This window comes from Rhodococcus globerulus NBRC 14531, from assembly GCF_001894805.1.
GTDB classification, from domain to species: Bacteria; Actinomycetota; Actinomycetes; order Mycobacteriales; family Mycobacteriaceae; genus Rhodococcus_F; species Rhodococcus_F globerula.
Window position 1 is genome coordinate 553,958 of record NZ_BCWX01000004.1, and the last position, 14,572, is coordinate 568,529.

12 protein-coding genes are annotated in these 14,572 nt (G+C 61.3%); 10 read left to right on the plus strand and 2 right to left on the minus strand.

The genetic code is table 11. From position 1 onward, the window contains the following. The first annotated feature begins 51 nt into the window (after positions 1-51). The 10 genes from RG2_RS23230 (at position 52) to RG2_RS23275 (ending at position 11,939) form a co-directional block, all read left to right on the plus strand. Positions 52-1,128, plus strand: coding sequence for an alkene reductase (locus tag RG2_RS23230; RefSeq protein WP_033233795.1), 1,077 nt, complete (start codon positions 52-54; stop codon positions 1,126-1,128). A gap of 30 nt (positions 1,129-1,158) precedes the next feature. Beyond that, entirely contained in the window at positions 1,159-1,872 is a 714-nt protein-coding gene (locus RG2_RS23235; protein WP_033233796.1) for an SDR family oxidoreductase, read from the plus strand. 82 nt (positions 1,873-1,954) lie between these two features. Further along, the gene (locus RG2_RS23240) at positions 1,955-2,989 is read left to right on the plus strand and encodes an NADP-dependent oxidoreductase (RefSeq protein ID WP_033233797.1); all 1,035 of its coding nucleotides are present in this window, start codon (positions 1,955-1,957) and stop codon (positions 2,987-2,989) included. After that, positions 2,986-3,843, plus strand: coding sequence for an alpha/beta fold hydrolase (locus RG2_RS23245; RefSeq protein WP_033233798.1), 858 nt, complete (start codon positions 2,986-2,988; stop codon positions 3,841-3,843). Before RG2_RS23240 ends, RG2_RS23245 begins: the two co-directional genes overlap by 4 nt. A gap of 145 nt (positions 3,844-3,988) precedes the next feature. After that, positions 3,989-4,822: an alpha/beta fold hydrolase gene (locus RG2_RS23250; protein WP_033233799.1), complete on the plus strand. Its 834-nt coding sequence runs from the start codon at positions 3,989-3,991 to the stop codon at positions 4,820-4,822. 717 nt (positions 4,823-5,539) lie between these two features. After that, positions 5,540-6,781 (plus strand): M23 family metallopeptidase, encoded by a 1,242-nt coding sequence (locus RG2_RS23255; RefSeq protein ID WP_033233800.1) that lies wholly within the window; start codon positions 5,540-5,542, stop codon positions 6,779-6,781. Positions 6,782-6,792: 11 nt separating this feature from the next. Further along, a complete protein-coding gene (locus RG2_RS23260; protein WP_051730439.1) occupies positions 6,793-8,052 on the plus strand; it encodes a M23 family metallopeptidase in 1,260 nt (419 codons plus the stop codon). 109 nt (positions 8,053-8,161) lie between these two features. Beyond that, complete coding sequence (locus RG2_RS23265) at positions 8,162-9,319, plus strand: serine hydrolase domain-containing protein (protein ID WP_051730440.1); 1,158 nt, start codon at positions 8,162-8,164, stop codon at positions 9,317-9,319. Positions 9,320-9,497: 178 nt separating this feature from the next. Next, positions 9,498-11,261 carry a DUF6578 domain-containing protein gene (locus tag RG2_RS23270; RefSeq protein WP_230590104.1) on the plus strand — a complete coding sequence of 588 codons (1,764 nt, stop codon included), beginning with the start codon at positions 9,498-9,500 and terminating at the stop codon, positions 11,259-11,261. A 252-nt stretch (positions 11,262-11,513) separates the two neighbouring features. Continuing rightward, positions 11,514-11,939 (plus strand): acyl-CoA thioesterase, encoded by a 426-nt coding sequence (locus RG2_RS23275; RefSeq protein WP_033233801.1) that lies wholly within the window; start codon positions 11,514-11,516, stop codon positions 11,937-11,939. 189 nt (positions 11,940-12,128) lie between these two features. Here the strand turns inward: RG2_RS23275 and RG2_RS23280 are convergent, their stop codons facing one another. Next, complete coding sequence (locus RG2_RS23280) at positions 12,129-13,121, minus strand: phosphotriesterase family protein (protein WP_072782677.1); 993 nt, start codon at positions 13,119-13,121, stop codon at positions 12,129-12,131. Between the two features lie 568 nt (positions 13,122-13,689). Then, entirely contained in the window at positions 13,690-14,469 is a 780-nt protein-coding gene (locus RG2_RS23285; RefSeq protein WP_080711887.1) for a GntR family transcriptional regulator, read from the minus strand. Between the last annotated feature and the right edge of the window lie 103 nt (positions 14,470-14,572).

Genomic DNA, 14,572 nt, shown 5'->3' on the forward strand with positions numbered 1-14,572 from the left:
CGCGCCGGTGACCTACGTGACCGGCCGATCAACCTAAGGAACACCCAACTCATGACCTCACCTTCACTCTGGCAGCCGTTCACTCTCGGGCGCGTCGAACTTCCGCACAGACTCGCCTTGGCGCCGATGACCCGCAACCGGGCAAATCCGGACGGCACCCCGGGCCCGCTCGTAGCGACCTACTACGGCCAGCGCGCCTCGCTCGGACTGGTCATCACCGAGGGCACACAGCCCTCCGACGACGGCCAGGGTTACCCGAACACGCCGGGGATTTACACCCCGGCACATATCGAGGGCTGGTCGAATGTCGCTGACGCGGTCCATGCCGAAGGCGGGGCGTTGTTCATCCAGCTGATGCACGTCGGCCGGATGTCGCACCCCGACAACACCACACACCACCGCCAGCCGGTAGCGCCGTCGGCCATCTCTGCCGATCAGGACATGTTCACCGCAACAGGTCCGCAGAAAACTCCGGTGCCGCGAGAGCTGAGTATCTCGGACATCGAGACCACGATCGCCGATTTCCGCCACGCCGCCGCCTCCGCCATCGCGGCCGGCGCCGACGGCGTGGAAATTCACGGCGCTAACGGCTACTTGCTGCACCAATTCCTCTCGCCGAACTCGAACCACCGCGCTGATCAGTACGGCGGATCGGTGGAAAACCGGTCGCGCTTCGTGATCGAGGTCGCCGCCGCGGTGGCCGAGGAGATCGGAGCCGACCGGGTGGGAATCCGACTGTCGCCGTCGATGCCGTTGGGCGGGATCAACGAGGGTGATATCGAAAGCGTTCGAACCCAGTACACGCACCTGGTCGGGGAACTCGCGGCGCTGAACCTTGCCTATCTTCACGTCCACCATGTCGGTGACGACGAATTGCTCCGCTCTTTCCGCGATGTGTGGCCGACTGCGGTACTCGTGGTGCGCTACGGACGCACGCGGGAGCAGATCGCCGACGACATCGACGCCGACCTGGCCGATATCGCGCCACTGGGACAGTTCGCGCTGGCAAACCCCGACGTCGTCGAACGCCTGCGCAACGATGCCCCGCTCAACGATGTGGACCCGACCACGCTCTACGGCGGTGGCGAAACGGGGTACACCGACTACCCGACACTCGCGCGCGTCTGACCACCATCCTCGCAACAGAAAGAGCCTGACATGCCTTCACTCAACGGATCCGTCGTCCTCGTCACCGGAGCGAACGGCGGCATCGGCACTCACTTCGTCCGCGAAGCTCTTGCCCGCGGCGCGTCGAAGGTTTACGCCACCGCGCGCACACCTCGTACATGGGATGACGAGCGGATCGTCCCCCTCACCCTCGACGTCACCGATCCCTCGTCCATCCAGGCCGCCGTCGCCGCCGCACCGGACGTGACCGTTCTGATCAACAACGCCGGCGCCTCGCCGTCCAGCCCAGGCATCCTCACCCACACCGATGAGGAGATCCGCACCAACGTCGAGACCAACTTCCTCGGTCCCCTCTTCCTGGCCCGCGCTTTTGCCCCGGTCCTTGCTGCCAAGGATGAGTCGGTCATCATCGATATCCACTCGCTACTGAGCTGGTACGCCGTCGCCGGCATTTACAGCGCCACCAAGGCAGCTTTGTGGTCGGCGACCAATTCCCTGCGACTCGAACTCGCACCTGCGGGTGTGCACGTCGTCGGGGTACACGTCGGCTACGTCGACACCCCCATGGCTGCGAACTCCACTGATCCCAAGACACAGCCCGCGGATCTTGTGCGCACTGTGTTCGACGCAGTCGAGGCCGGCGAGTACGAAGTCCTTGCCGACGAAGCCTCCGCTCAGGTCAAGTCGGGACTCAGCGCACCCATCGAAGCGCTCTACCCCCAGCTCAAGGCCACCGACGCCTGAACAGCCAGCGGAGGCGTCGCGGAACAGAGATGACCGCGACGCCTCGCTGGCTACCTGTCCCCACAGCAGAAGGATCAACGCCATGAAAGCGTTCGTCGTCACCAAATACAAAGGGCCACTGCAAGAATCCGACGTCCCAGAGCCGGTAGTCGGTCAGCATGACGTACTCGTGCGAGTGGACGCGGCCGGGCTGAACCAACTCGACGAGAAGATTCGTGCCGGCGAATTCAAACAGATACTCCCATATACGCTTCCGTTGATCCTCGGCAACGATCTCGCCGGTGTTGTCATTGAGGTCGGCGCGAAAGTGCGGTCCTTCAAACCCGGCGACGAGGTCTACGCCCGCCCCGACAAGGATCGCATCGGGACGTTCGCGGAGCGCATCGCAGTCGCAGAGGCCGATCTTGCCCTCAAACCGGCATCAATCAGCATCGAGGAAGCAGCTTCATTGCCTCTGGTCGCGTTAACCGCATGGCAGGCGCTGGTCGAGCGCGGCAACGTCCAGCCAGGACAGAAAGTTCTCATCCACGCCGGCGCCGGTGGTGTCGGATCCATCGCAATCCAAGTCGCCAAACATCTCGGCGCAACTGTGGCGACCACAGCAAGCGCCGCCAACGCGGACTTCGTCCGCGGCCTCGGCGCTGACGTCGTCATCGACTATCGCAGTCAGGACTTCGAGCAGGTCTTGCACGACTACGACCTCGTGCTCGAGAGCCTCGGCGGGGAGAACCTCGAAAAGTCGCTGCGCGTGCTGCGTCGCGGCGGCAAGGCGATCGGGATCTCCGGCCCCCCGGACCCGGCTTTCGCCCGCGAGAGCGGCCTCAATCCGCTACTGCGCCTGGCGATCACCGGCCTCAGCTTTGGCGTCCGCCGTCGGGCACGCAAGCTCGGTGTGAGCTACGAGTTTCTCTTCATGCACGCCAGCGGTGACCAACTCCGCCACATCACAGGGCTCGTCGACGACGGCGTGCTCCGCCCTGTCGTCGGACAGGTCTTCCCGTTCCACCAGACCCCGCAGGCGCTCCAGGCACTGAGCAAAGGCGGGATCCGAGGCAAAGCTGTCATCAGCAACACCCGACGCAACGAAACCACAGCCGAAACCGGAACCTCGCGATGAGTACCGACAACGGCCCCGTCATCACGTCCTACGCGAAGGCGCGCACCCGAACCGTCACCGCCGGCGACGTCACCTACGCGTACCGCGAACTCGGACCGAAGGGCGGAATCCCCGTCGTCTTCTTCGTACACCTCGCCGCGAACCTCGACAACTGGGATCCGCGCATCGCTGATGCCATCGCGAAGGACCACCACGTCATCGCCTTCGACAATCGTGGCGTCGGTGCCTCCACCGGGAAAGTTCCCGACAGTATCGAGGCCATGGCCGATGACGCCGTCACCTTCATCAACGCTCTGGGCTTCGAAAAGGTAGACATCTTCTCCTTTTCTCTCGGCGGAATGGTTGCCCAGGAACTTACGATCCAACACCCCGAACTTGTCCGCCGTCTGATCCTCACCGGCACCGGCCCCGCAGGCGGTAAAGACATCGACAAGGTCGCCGGCACAACCTATTACGACCTGATGCGAGCTACTCTGACGCGGTCCGACCCGAAGGAATTCCTGTTCTTCAACCGCAACACCACCGGCAAACGCGCCGCTGCTGCATTCGTCAAACGACTCGAAGAGCGGACCGAAGACCGCGATACATCCGTCTCGGTCAAGGCATTCCGAACCCAACTCAAAGCCATCAAACGATGGGGACGCTCCACACCGGTAGATCTGTCAGCGATCAGCGCGCCCACCTTGATCGCCAACGGGGATCACGACCGCATGGTGCCCTCAATCCTCTCCGAAGACCTGCACCGCCGAATCCCCGGAAGCGAACTGATCATCTACCCCGATTCCGGGCACGGCGGCATATTCCAACACCACGACAAGTTCACCCCCTCCGCCGTCGAGTTCCTCTCACACTGAACGCAGGAACGGCGCCAAGACAGGTACCGGCCCACCACGGGCAGGTCGTCCTGATCTCGTCGGTGCTCGGCGTCCTGGCTCGCCTTGACCAGCGCGGACCCCACCAGCAGAGCTCCACCACAACCACATCACGGAAGAAGATCTCATGACCACCTGGAAAGACGTGCCGACCAGCAGCATCAACGTGGACGGAGTACGTTACGTCTACCGCGAACTCGGAGCCAACTCCGAAGTACCAGTGGTCTTCCTGCACCATTTCGCCGCAGTCCTCGACGACTGGGATCCCCGCGTCATCGACGGCATCGCCGCTCAGCACCGCGTCATCGCCTTCGACAACAGAGGCGTCGGCGGCACCAACTCCAAGGTGCCAGCCGACCTTGAGCAGATGGGCGCCGACGCTATCGCCTTCATCCGGGCGCTCGGCCACGAGAAAGTCGACCTCTTCGGCTTCTCCGTGGGCGGAGCCGTGGCTCAGATGATCGCCCTGCAGGCACCAGACCTCGTACGCCGCATGGTCGTTGCCGGAACGGGACCACGCGGCGGCGGCGGAATCTGGAAGATGCCGTTCATTGTCGGCGGCGCCTACGCCAAGGCGGCGCTGGCCCGCAAGGACGCCCGCCACTTCCTCTTCTTTCCCCGCAACGCTGAGGGCAAGAAAGCCGCAAACGCCTACTTCGACCGCCTCGCCGAACGAACCACCGACCGCGACAAGCCGATCTCGAACCAGGCCCGCATCGCACAGCTCCGAGCCATCACCACCGGCGGACTCCACGCACCGGACGACCTCTCGAAGATCACCGCGCCGGTCTTCGTCGCCAACGGCGACAACGACCTCATGGTCGCCAGCGAGCACTCCGAGGACCTGGCCAGGCGCCTGCCCAACTCCAAAATCACGATCTACCCCAACTCAGGGCACGGCGGCATCTTCCAGTACCACGAGACCTTCGTCCCCGAAGTCCTGAAGTTCCTAGCCGACTGACGAAATCCAACCCTGGGAACAGCTCGCCCCGTCACCGTATGACCGCCACCGACCACCGCACCGAGATAGCCGCTCGATTCCAAATATGGAATCAGGCTACCGAACTGAACGTCGCTGCTTGACCGATCGCTCCGGGTGATTGCCTGCTATTCCCGAAAACTGCTGCATCCCAAACAACTTGACAGCGCCTGTTTGACAGCGCATTTCGCGGGGGTCGGCGTCGGGCAGCCCCGCTGCGATAGAACGTCCAGCTCTGAGGGAAACGGAAGGCGATTGTGTGCGAATGACGAACTTGCTCAGTGTAATTCTTCAAGCCTAGGTGTCGCTGGAGAAGCTGAAAGCAGCTGCTGCTCTCTGGATCGCCAATTTCTCGTACTACCCCACTGAAGCCGAGGGTGAAACGTAGGGTGAAGCGGAGGGTGAAATATTCCAGTCCGGAAACACGCATTTCTTTGTGAAAGGCCATGCAACGACGTTGATTACCTGGTCACGTGTGTGCGAGCGAGCTTGGGTGGCCTCGACTACATGTGCGGCTCTCCAGCCGTGCAATTTCGAGATTCGAAATTCATTGATGAAACTGGCAATTCGTGCATATGCTCGAACAATACGTCGACCCGGCATATCTGATTCAGCTCTCGGGTTCATGACGACGAATGGATCTGAAACTGACTGATTTACGGCGGCGAGGAATTGCCTATTCATAAAAGGACACCATCCATGCGTAGAGCTTCACTAGTCCTCGTTGCATGTGCCGCGCTACTCGCGGCCTGCTCGTCAGCTGCCGATTCCACCGAATCGGCGGCGACATCGACCGTCGATTCCCGAGGTGGCATCCCACCCGGCTACCCGCTTGATGCCGATGTGATGGCGCCACTTGTCATTACGGCACTAGGGCCGGATCCGATTCCGGTTACCGGTACAGACGGCAAAGTTCATGTGGCCTATGAAATTTCGGTACTCAACTTGTCGCCGCGGCCCGCGACCATCACTGAGATCGACACACTGGCCGGTGGGCCGGACGGCGAGGTAGTAGCGAGCCTGACGAAAGACGAGGTGCTGGCCCGTACCTTCCCGTTGGCTAATTTCGAAGCGGCACCAGTTACCGACATCCCCGTCGGTCGCACTGTTGTGTTGGTGCTCGACGGGGTCTACGACACCCGCGCGGAGGTCCCGGCTGAGGTGACCCATCGGCTGGTCACCTCGTATGGCCCCTTCATCACGCAGGATTCCGGCCTCAATGCGAGATATCCGGACACCGTGACTCAGATCGGTGGAGCGGTCAAGACAAGTGCAAGATCGCCAGTGACCATCGGGCCACCCCTCGCCGGTGACGGTTGGGTGGCGGCCAACGGCTGTTGCGTGATCACATCGCACCGTGGAGCGATGATGGCTGTGGGCGGACGGATCAACGGGACCGAACGTTATGCCGTCGACTGGATGCGTATCGATATGAACGACCCGGTTCTCAGTTCCAGCGATGGTGACGGCTCGAAGAATGAGGACTACTTCGCTTACTACGCATCGCTGTTGGCGGTGGCCGACGGCACCGTTGTGTCAGTTGTGTCTGACAAGAAGGACGAGCCGCCGCATCAAGTCAACCAAAGTCTGACGTTCAATCAACTCGGTGGCAACTACGTGATCATCGACATTGGCGGCGGCAATTACGCCTTCTATGCGCACATGATCCCTGGATCGGCGTCGGTGAAGGTCGGAGACAAGGTTTCCCGCGGCCAGGTAATCGGAGACTTGGGCAACTCGGGCAACACCACGGAGGTTCACTTGCACTTCCATGTCTCTCGGGCTCCGGCGCCTTTGTCCAGCGACAACGTGCCCTACGAGATCGACCGCTTCACATTCGTGGGCTCGACGGCCACAGATTCCCTCGTGAAGGGACCGGATGCGGGAGAGCGAACCGATCAGCTCCCGCTCAATTCGGACGTCATCAACTTCCCCAAGTAAGGACGCGGACAATGCGAAGGGCCCCAATAGTTCTCGTTGCATGTGCAGCCCTGCTCGCGGCGTGTTCATCTGTCGGCTCCACCGACTCGACGGCAGCTTCGACACCGACCGTCGATCCTCGCGGCGGGGTTCCGCCGGGGTATCCCCTAGACAACGATGTGGCGACGCCGTTGGTGATCAACACTCTCGGACCGGATCCGATTCCGGTCACCGGCACCGACGGGAAAGTTCATGTGGCCTACGAGATCCAGCTGCTCAACGTCACACCTCGCCCGGTGACGATCACGCAGGTCGAGACCCTCGCCGACGGGCCTGACGGCAAGGTCGTCACCACCGCAGGACAAGCAGAGGTGGCAGCACGGACTCTCCAGTTTCCGCCGGCGTCCGGCGACATAGCCGCGGGTCGCACGGTGGTGCTCCTTCTCGATGACGTCTACGACAGCCGCGACGATGTTCCGGCCGAAGTGACACACCGCATCAGCGCCACGCTCGGCGCGGCGACGCCTGGATCGGAAGCACACGGCGCGTTGTACCCGGACAGCACTACCCAGATCGGCGGGGCGGTGCGGACGAGTGGGGCCTCGCCCGTCGTCATCGGGCCGCCGGTTGCCGGTGATGGTTGGATTGCCGACAACAGCTGTTGCGTAATGAATGCGCACCGAGGTGTAGTGATGGCGTTGGGCGGCAGGATGAACGGCGCCGAGCGCTATGCCATCGACTGGATGCAAACCAATGAGGGCAACGCAATCGCTGTCGGCGACGGAACCCGCAATGAGGACTACTCCGGATACGGCGCCGAACTGTTGGCCGTGGCCGACGGCAAGGTCGTGACCGTGGTGTCGGACATGCCGGATGTTCCGCCCAAGATCCTTCCGGAGGGCGTCGCCGTTGATCAGTTGGCCGGAAACTACGTCATTATCGACATCGGTGACGGGAACTTCGCCTTCTACGCACACATGATCCCGGGTAGCGCGTCGGTAAAGGTCGGTGAGACGGTCACCCGAGGGCAGGTAATCGGCAAACTCGGCAACTCGGGGAACACGACTGCGCCGCACCTCCACTTTCACGTGTCCCGAGCGCCGCTACCCCTGTCGGGTGACAACGTCCCATACGAGATCGACCGGTTCACATTCGTCGGAGCCGTAGGCGTGGAGGCTTCTTCTACCGACGAAGGCATTTTCGTCAATGTCTCGGAGGGTCCCGATGCCGGAGAGCGCGAGAATCAGCTCCCTCTGTATTCCACCATCGTCGACTTTCCGCCCGCTGCCTGATGCTCCGAGTATGCACTGCAACAGACGCTTTCGTGAAGGGGCCGAATGCCGGTGAACGAACCAACCAACTTCCGCTCAACGACGACGTCGTCAACTTCAGGGAGATGCCATGAAACTCGCAGCCACGACACTCGCGATTGCGATGGTGACGCTGACGGCCTGCGCGAGCGGAGAAGCCAGCCAAACCAATTCGACATCAAGGGAATCCGATTCTGCACAAACCTCGCTCGAGTCCGCGGCGCTACCCGTCATCAACGAGCAAATGAAGGAAATGGGGATACCTGGATTGGTTGCCATTGTCGCCAGTCCCGATCGAGGCACCTACAAGATCGCGGCAGGCGTCGCAAATATCGACACGAACGAACCTATGAAGGTGGAGAACCACTTTCGAATCGGGAGTATCAGTAAGACACTGACCGCGACGGTGGTCCTGCAGCTCGCCCAAGAGGGCAAGCTCGGACTCGATGATGCACTGGCACCCTACTTTCCGACGCTTGATACCAACGGTGCCACCATCAGGCAAGCACTCAACATGACGTCGGGCATCCCCACCTATACACCCGACCAATTCTTGAATGATCTTGCGAACAATCCTGCACGAGTGTGGAGTCCGGAGGAACTCCTCGCTACCACGGTCGGTCAACCGGCCGAGTTTGCGCCAGGGGCGGGCTGGGATTATTCGAACACCAACTACGTAATGCTCGGTCTTATTGCCGAACAGCACGGCCGTGCCTCACTTGGCGCCCTCGTGCAGGATCGCATCTTCAGCCCTTTGCAGATGACCGGCTGTTCGATGCCGGCGCAGGAAGATTCGACGCTTTCCGTCCCGTACAGCCGCGGATATCAGTACGGCACCGAGTGGGACAACCCGAGCCCGCCGGCACCGAAACCAGATTTGATCGATGTGACGAACTCCAATCCCTCCTGGGGATTCGGTGCGGGCGAAGCCATTTGCACTGCCGACGATATGGCGATCTGGGGCCGCGCTCTCGTTGCCGGGGATCTCTTGGATCCCGAAATGCAAGAAGAACGACTCGACTTCGTCACCGGCGGAGCGATGCCCTACGGACTGGGCATCGCGAAGCTCAACGGACTCACCGGACACCAGGGCCATATGAGCGGCTACCAAACCCAAACGACGCGTCGGGAATCAGACGGCACGATCATCGTTGTCCTGACAAACATCACGCAGGCACCGGACGGGGAGTTGCCGGCGACAAAGATCTCGGAGCTGATCTCGCGGGCGATTCCGGTGCAGGACAAGTAGTTCCCAGACACCAACAGCTGCCGTCCAGAACGACACAAGGCTGTCCTGGGACCCGTTATCCACGCGCTTGAAAGCCTTGTCGATCGGATTCGCGTAGTACCCCGAAGGCAGTTTCACGACTGGCCAGCCACCCAGTTTGAAAATCAACTCCGCCAGCTCGTCGCTGCCCTCAACTTCGATGGCGATCTCGCCGAGAAAGACGTCGACGTCAGCCACCGAATCCGGTGCGAAGCTCAACGGTCTACCCGTGTTCGTCTGCACGGAGAACGAAGCCGCGTCAGCCAGATCGCTCATGCGCTCGACGATCGGGGGAAAGGGCAGCGCCATCGGTCTTCCCATTTACGGCCCAGTCATGGCACAAGGCTACTGGGGCAATTATGTCGCCAGTCATTACGCGCCGATTGACGCTGGGTACTGTCGACGCTATGACTTCACCGAAAGGCGCATGAGCCGCCACCGCACGCTCGCCGTGCAGATCGAAGGACTCGCCATCGAAGATGGGGAGATACCGCCACCGAAGATCGGCATGGTGCTCGACTTCCCACTTCACTTCACGGAACTCCCGGCCGAGAACATCGACGCAGTAACGATTCGTGCGGTCCTCATAGCCGATGGGCATCCCCCGATCTTCCAGTACACGGAGGAGGATTCACCGCGCCGCTGGGAATGGAGCGGGGTGCTACGCGGTGACGGGTGGGAGGCGTCGTGGCGAGGATTTCACCCGCGCTCCGGCCACGTAGAGCTGACCGGCCGCTTCTACGGAACGCTGAGTCACCAGATCACTTCACGAGTGCGTGGCCGTGTGACGCGGGTCCAGTTGCTCAGCTTGCGATACCGGCGAGAACCCGACAGTCACAGGTGGGCGATCGTGCCAGGACACCGCTCACTGCGCGACGTCACTGAATCGCCCCGGTTCTTCGACAGAGAGGAGTCGATGCGTGACGACGTATACGAGGTGGATCGCGAAAGCGGGGCATGGATCGAACTCGACCTCGACGACGTCCCACCCCACCCCGTTCGGCCGCGTTTCGTTCCGGGTGATGTGAGTGCGGCGGGAGATGTGCTGTGGACGGTCGACAGTGGACTCCCGATCGTGGCCAGTATCGACTCCGAACATGTTGCCACCGAACATGTCCTACCCGGGCCGACCGGAGTCTCCCGGCACGTGTGGGCCACCCCGGGCGGGTGCTGGGTGGCCGGTACAGACGGAACCTATCGATGCACAACAGGATTCGAACCTTGCCGCGTCAGCGACGTCCCGGTACACGCCGGTGCTGTCGTCGGGGAAATCTTCCTGGCTTGCTCACCGGGCGGAGTGTGGTGGTTGCACACACCGGCGGCGGATCCGATTGCAGTGAAGGTTCCGGACGAGTACGTCAACAGTATTGCTGTAGAGGGTGATTCGTTTCTCGTACTACTCGAGGCGAGAGTATCCGATCGAGAATCGAGCAGACGGCTGATGCGGGTTACCACTGCTGGTGACGTCACCACAGGGCCCGTCCTGTCATCGATTCCAGGCCCGCGTCGGCAGCGTCTCTTCCTCGCTGGATCCCCGCTGCGACTGTTCAATCACGGTACGGCGTCGACGATCCTTCCCGACCTGTCACTGGGCGACGAGTACGATCTCGGTTGGGAACCGTTCCACGTCAAGCAGGTTGGCACCTATGTCTGTACGGTGGCTCATCCATCGAGCGACGCCTCTCCGATCGGACAGCGGCCGGGTGACTGTGATCCGACACGACGGTATCGACTGCTAACGCTCCTGGATGCCGCCACCCTCGAACCGGTGAAAAGCGCACCGATCTTCGCAATCCGACCGGCAATCACTGTCGACGCAACGGGCACAGTGTGGATCATCGCCGACGGCTTGCAGTCCCTGCCTGAGCAATCCATGCAGTGGCCGAATCCGCTGGATGTCGCGGCGCTACTCGACTACCCCTAGTGGCAATATTTCCACATCGGTGAAGGTGTCCGATCCGGACCCCAGCCGGCGTGTGTGGGTAATCCTGCACACAAGTCGTTCCCGGATGGCGGGATGTGCCTCCCTGAGAGTGCTTGGGTGCATTCCGGCGCACTGATCTAGCGAACGTTGATCGGATCACGGCTCGCGAAGCCTGGCTGGGCAAGTCTCCACCAGAAGCCATCCGCCCTGCGACAATGACAACCTCACCACGAGCCGAGGAGATTTCCACCGATGACCGCCCGCACCTACACCTCACATGTCATCGTCCGGTGGTCCGACATGGACATCTTCAAACACGTCAACCACGCCCGCATGGTGACGCTCCTCGAGGAAGCCCGCATCGACTCTCTGCTCTCCGCCGGCCCCGAGATCGCGCACCTTTTCGAGACGTCCGTCGTCGCCGGGATCGAGGTCCGGTACCGCACCCCGCTCAAGCACTCCGACAGCCCACTCGCGGTCACCATGTGGATCGAGAAGCTCCGCGCCGTCGATGTCACCCTCCGCTACGAGGTTCGTTCCGCACACGCCGCGCCGGACTCGAAGCCCGCGGTCACCGCCACAACCCAACTCGCGTTCGCCGACCCTGACGCCGGTACGCTGCGTCGCCTGTCCGCGGACGAGCGGGCCGCGCTCTCGGCGTGGACCACCGAAGACTGACCCACGCATCATCGTTGAGCCCGGTTGTGAATCGCACGAGGCACGCCCAGACAATGACTTTCAGCGACATCGACGACGCCACCGCATCGTCGCCGCTCAGGTGATCTCAACAACTTGACGGTGCCGCGTCGATACTTCCGGGCTGACGTAGTGTCTTCGCCCAGAAGTACGGCGGCGCGAGAACTCACTCTAGTAAGTGCTGACGTTCTCGAAGTAGCGGCGGGGAACGTCGAACAACATCGCCGTGATCTGCTCCTCGGTGACGCCTTGCTCACGCACGTACGGGAGGACCTCCTTTTCGATATGCAGGTAGTCGAACCCCGGCATCATGTCCTTGAGCGCAGGGTCCATCCAGTCGAAGAAGCAGTTCGCGTCGTGCGAGAGCACCATCTGCTCGGCGTACCCCCGTCGACACATCTCGACCAGCGTGTCCGCCCGCTCTTCGAAAGAGACATTGACGTTGAGACCGAATCGATCCATTCCTAGTATGAATCCGCTCTCCGCCAGTTCAGTCAAATGATCTAGATCCGTGCTATCGCCACTGTGGCCCAACACAATCCGATCGGGCTTGACGCCTTCCTCGTCACACATCACTCGCTTGACGTCGAGGGCCGTCTTACTCTCCGGATGAGTGTGCACCGTAATCGGGGCGCCGGTCAGGTGGTGCGCCTTCGCCACTGCGCGCATTACCCGTTCCACACCCGGCCTGAGCCCTTCAGCATCGATCGCACACTTGAGCAATGCGGCACGGACTCCGGTGTCGGCAATGCCCACGGTGATGTCCTTGACGAAAAGATCGACCATCGGGTCAGGAACCTCCGCGCCCATCACTGCATTGAGTGCCGGCCCCCGATGTTGGAAGTAGAACGGGACGTCGGTGAAGGTGTAGCAGCCAGTGGCTACCACAATGTTCAACTCGGGTACCTGTTCGGCGATACGCTGGACCCGCGGTATGTAACGGCCCAGTCCCACCACTGTTGGATCTACAATTGTCTGCACACCTTGCGCCGCCAGGGCCCGCAACTTCGCGACCGCGTCCGCGACGCGATCGTCTTCGTCTCCCCATTCCTCTGGAAAGTTCTGTTGCATCTCGGTATTGAGAATGAAGATGTGCTCGTGCATATAGGTTCGTCCGAGCGCGGACGTATCAATCGAACCTCGAACGGTCTCAACCTGTGCCATTTCTGACTCCTCATCGGGGAATTACGCCGCACCTATTCATTTCAAGTGCAGGATTGAATACTTGTGCATGTGTTTGTTTCACCGGAGACAAGGCGAAGGAACGCAAACTTCGTCCAGACCTGGGAGCAAAATGCGGGTTCCGCTGTGCCGGAGTAGTTTTCACATTTTTGTGCTATCGAGACGGCGGATCCAACAGGAAGGGCCTGGCAGCAACGAGTCGGCCACATCCGATCCGTAACTACAACCACCGCGCACACATGGACAGCAGCATCAGTCTCCATGAACTAGTACATAACGAGCCGAAACACCGCCATTCGCACAGACACTGGCGATCCGTCTGCGTCATGATTACGATCCAACGCACACCAGGGTGTTCCAGGTCTCACTCAGTGAGAACATGCCGCTAGGCCAGCCGGTCCGAGCATCAACCAACTGCCTTGAACGCTTTTGCCGGGGGCGCGCCCGAACGCCACCGTCGAGGTTGGTGACCACCAGGTCGCACGACGCCTCAGCCGGCACCCCGCGACGACGGCCGGTCTCAGCACGGCCATCGCACACCCTTAGGCAGTCACTGGATTCGGTTCGGTCTTTCGCCTCGTTCAGGGACAGCTGTCCTGTCGAAAGTTGCTGCGCCCCGCGCGGAATGGGAAACGACCCGCAAGCGGTCGGGTCGTGCGTGGGCAATCGCGTAGTTGAAGACTCGCCCCGACATGTCTCGGATGGTTTGTTCCAACAACAGCAAGGGCGCCCCCTCGGTGGTTCTCAATACCGACGCCAGAGTTTCATCTGAGAGCACCGCACTGACCGTGAAATCGGACCCGCCGATTTTCACTCCCGCACTCGAGAGGTAGGCATACCAGTCGACAACGAAGGGAGTGTCGATCAATCGCTGCGCTTCCGGGAACAACACGTAGTTGGTGGCCGCAGCGTCTACGTCGCCACTGATCGTGCCCGCCGCGTAGTCCACGCGCAAACACGGTGTGCCGGTTTCCACCTCGAGCGCCCTCGATGCAGCAGCGGGCGCTGAGATCACTGTGCTCTCGAAGGATGTCAGAAGCAATCTTCCATTGAAGAGACTGTCGCTCTTCGATTCTGCAGTGTCTTGAATGTCCTCGAGTCGCCTGTGCGCGGTAGGGGCGACGACGTGTGTCCCCACGCCCTGAGTCCGTGCGATCAACCCTTCGTCCCGAAGGAGCGTCAGAACTTCGCGGACGATCCCCCGGCTCACCGAATAGGAACCTACGAGTTCGCGCTCGCCCGGAAGGATGCCGTCAACGAAATCTCCACGCAGCACCGCTGCCCGGAGAAGATCCCTAGTTCGTCGAACCGAATCAGGTCTTGCCTTCATCCAACCTACCTCGCGCTCCAACTCTGACGAGTCTCGACGAAGTTTAGTACAGATTTTCAATTATATTGTTGCCCCGCATATTACGCCGTTAATGTATTTTTCA

Bases quoted from the DNA above. Each gene is read 5' to 3' on its own strand.
- RG2_RS23230 (WP_033233795.1), top strand. From the start codon at position 52: ATGACCTCACCTTCACTCTGGCAGCCGTTCACTCTCGGGCGCGTCGAA.
- RG2_RS23235 (WP_033233796.1), top strand. From the start codon at position 1,159: ATGCCTTCACTCAACGGATCCGTCGTCCTCGTCACCGGAGCGAACGGC.
- RG2_RS23240 (WP_033233797.1), top strand. From the start codon at position 1,955: ATGAAAGCGTTCGTCGTCACCAAATACAAAGGGCCACTGCAAGAATCC.
- RG2_RS23245 (WP_033233798.1), top strand. From the start codon at position 2,986: ATGAGTACCGACAACGGCCCCGTCATCACGTCCTACGCGAAGGCGCGC.
- RG2_RS23250 (WP_033233799.1), top strand. From the start codon at position 3,989: ATGACCACCTGGAAAGACGTGCCGACCAGCAGCATCAACGTGGACGGA.
- RG2_RS23255 (WP_033233800.1), top strand. From the start codon at position 5,540: ATGCGTAGAGCTTCACTAGTCCTCGTTGCATGTGCCGCGCTACTCGCG.
- RG2_RS23260 (WP_051730439.1), top strand. From the start codon at position 6,793: ATGCGAAGGGCCCCAATAGTTCTCGTTGCATGTGCAGCCCTGCTCGCG.
- RG2_RS23265 (WP_051730440.1), top strand. From the start codon at position 8,162: ATGAAACTCGCAGCCACGACACTCGCGATTGCGATGGTGACGCTGACG.
- RG2_RS23270 (WP_230590104.1), top strand. From the start codon at position 9,498: ATGGCGATCTCGCCGAGAAAGACGTCGACGTCAGCCACCGAATCCGGT.
- RG2_RS23275 (WP_033233801.1), top strand. From the start codon at position 11,514: ATGACCGCCCGCACCTACACCTCACATGTCATCGTCCGGTGGTCCGAC.
- RG2_RS23280 (WP_072782677.1), bottom strand. From the start codon at position 13,121: ATGGCACAGGTTGAGACCGTTCGAGGTTCGATTGATACGTCCGCGCTC.
- RG2_RS23285 (WP_080711887.1), bottom strand. From the start codon at position 14,469: ATGAAGGCAAGACCTGATTCGGTTCGACGAACTAGGGATCTTCTCCGG.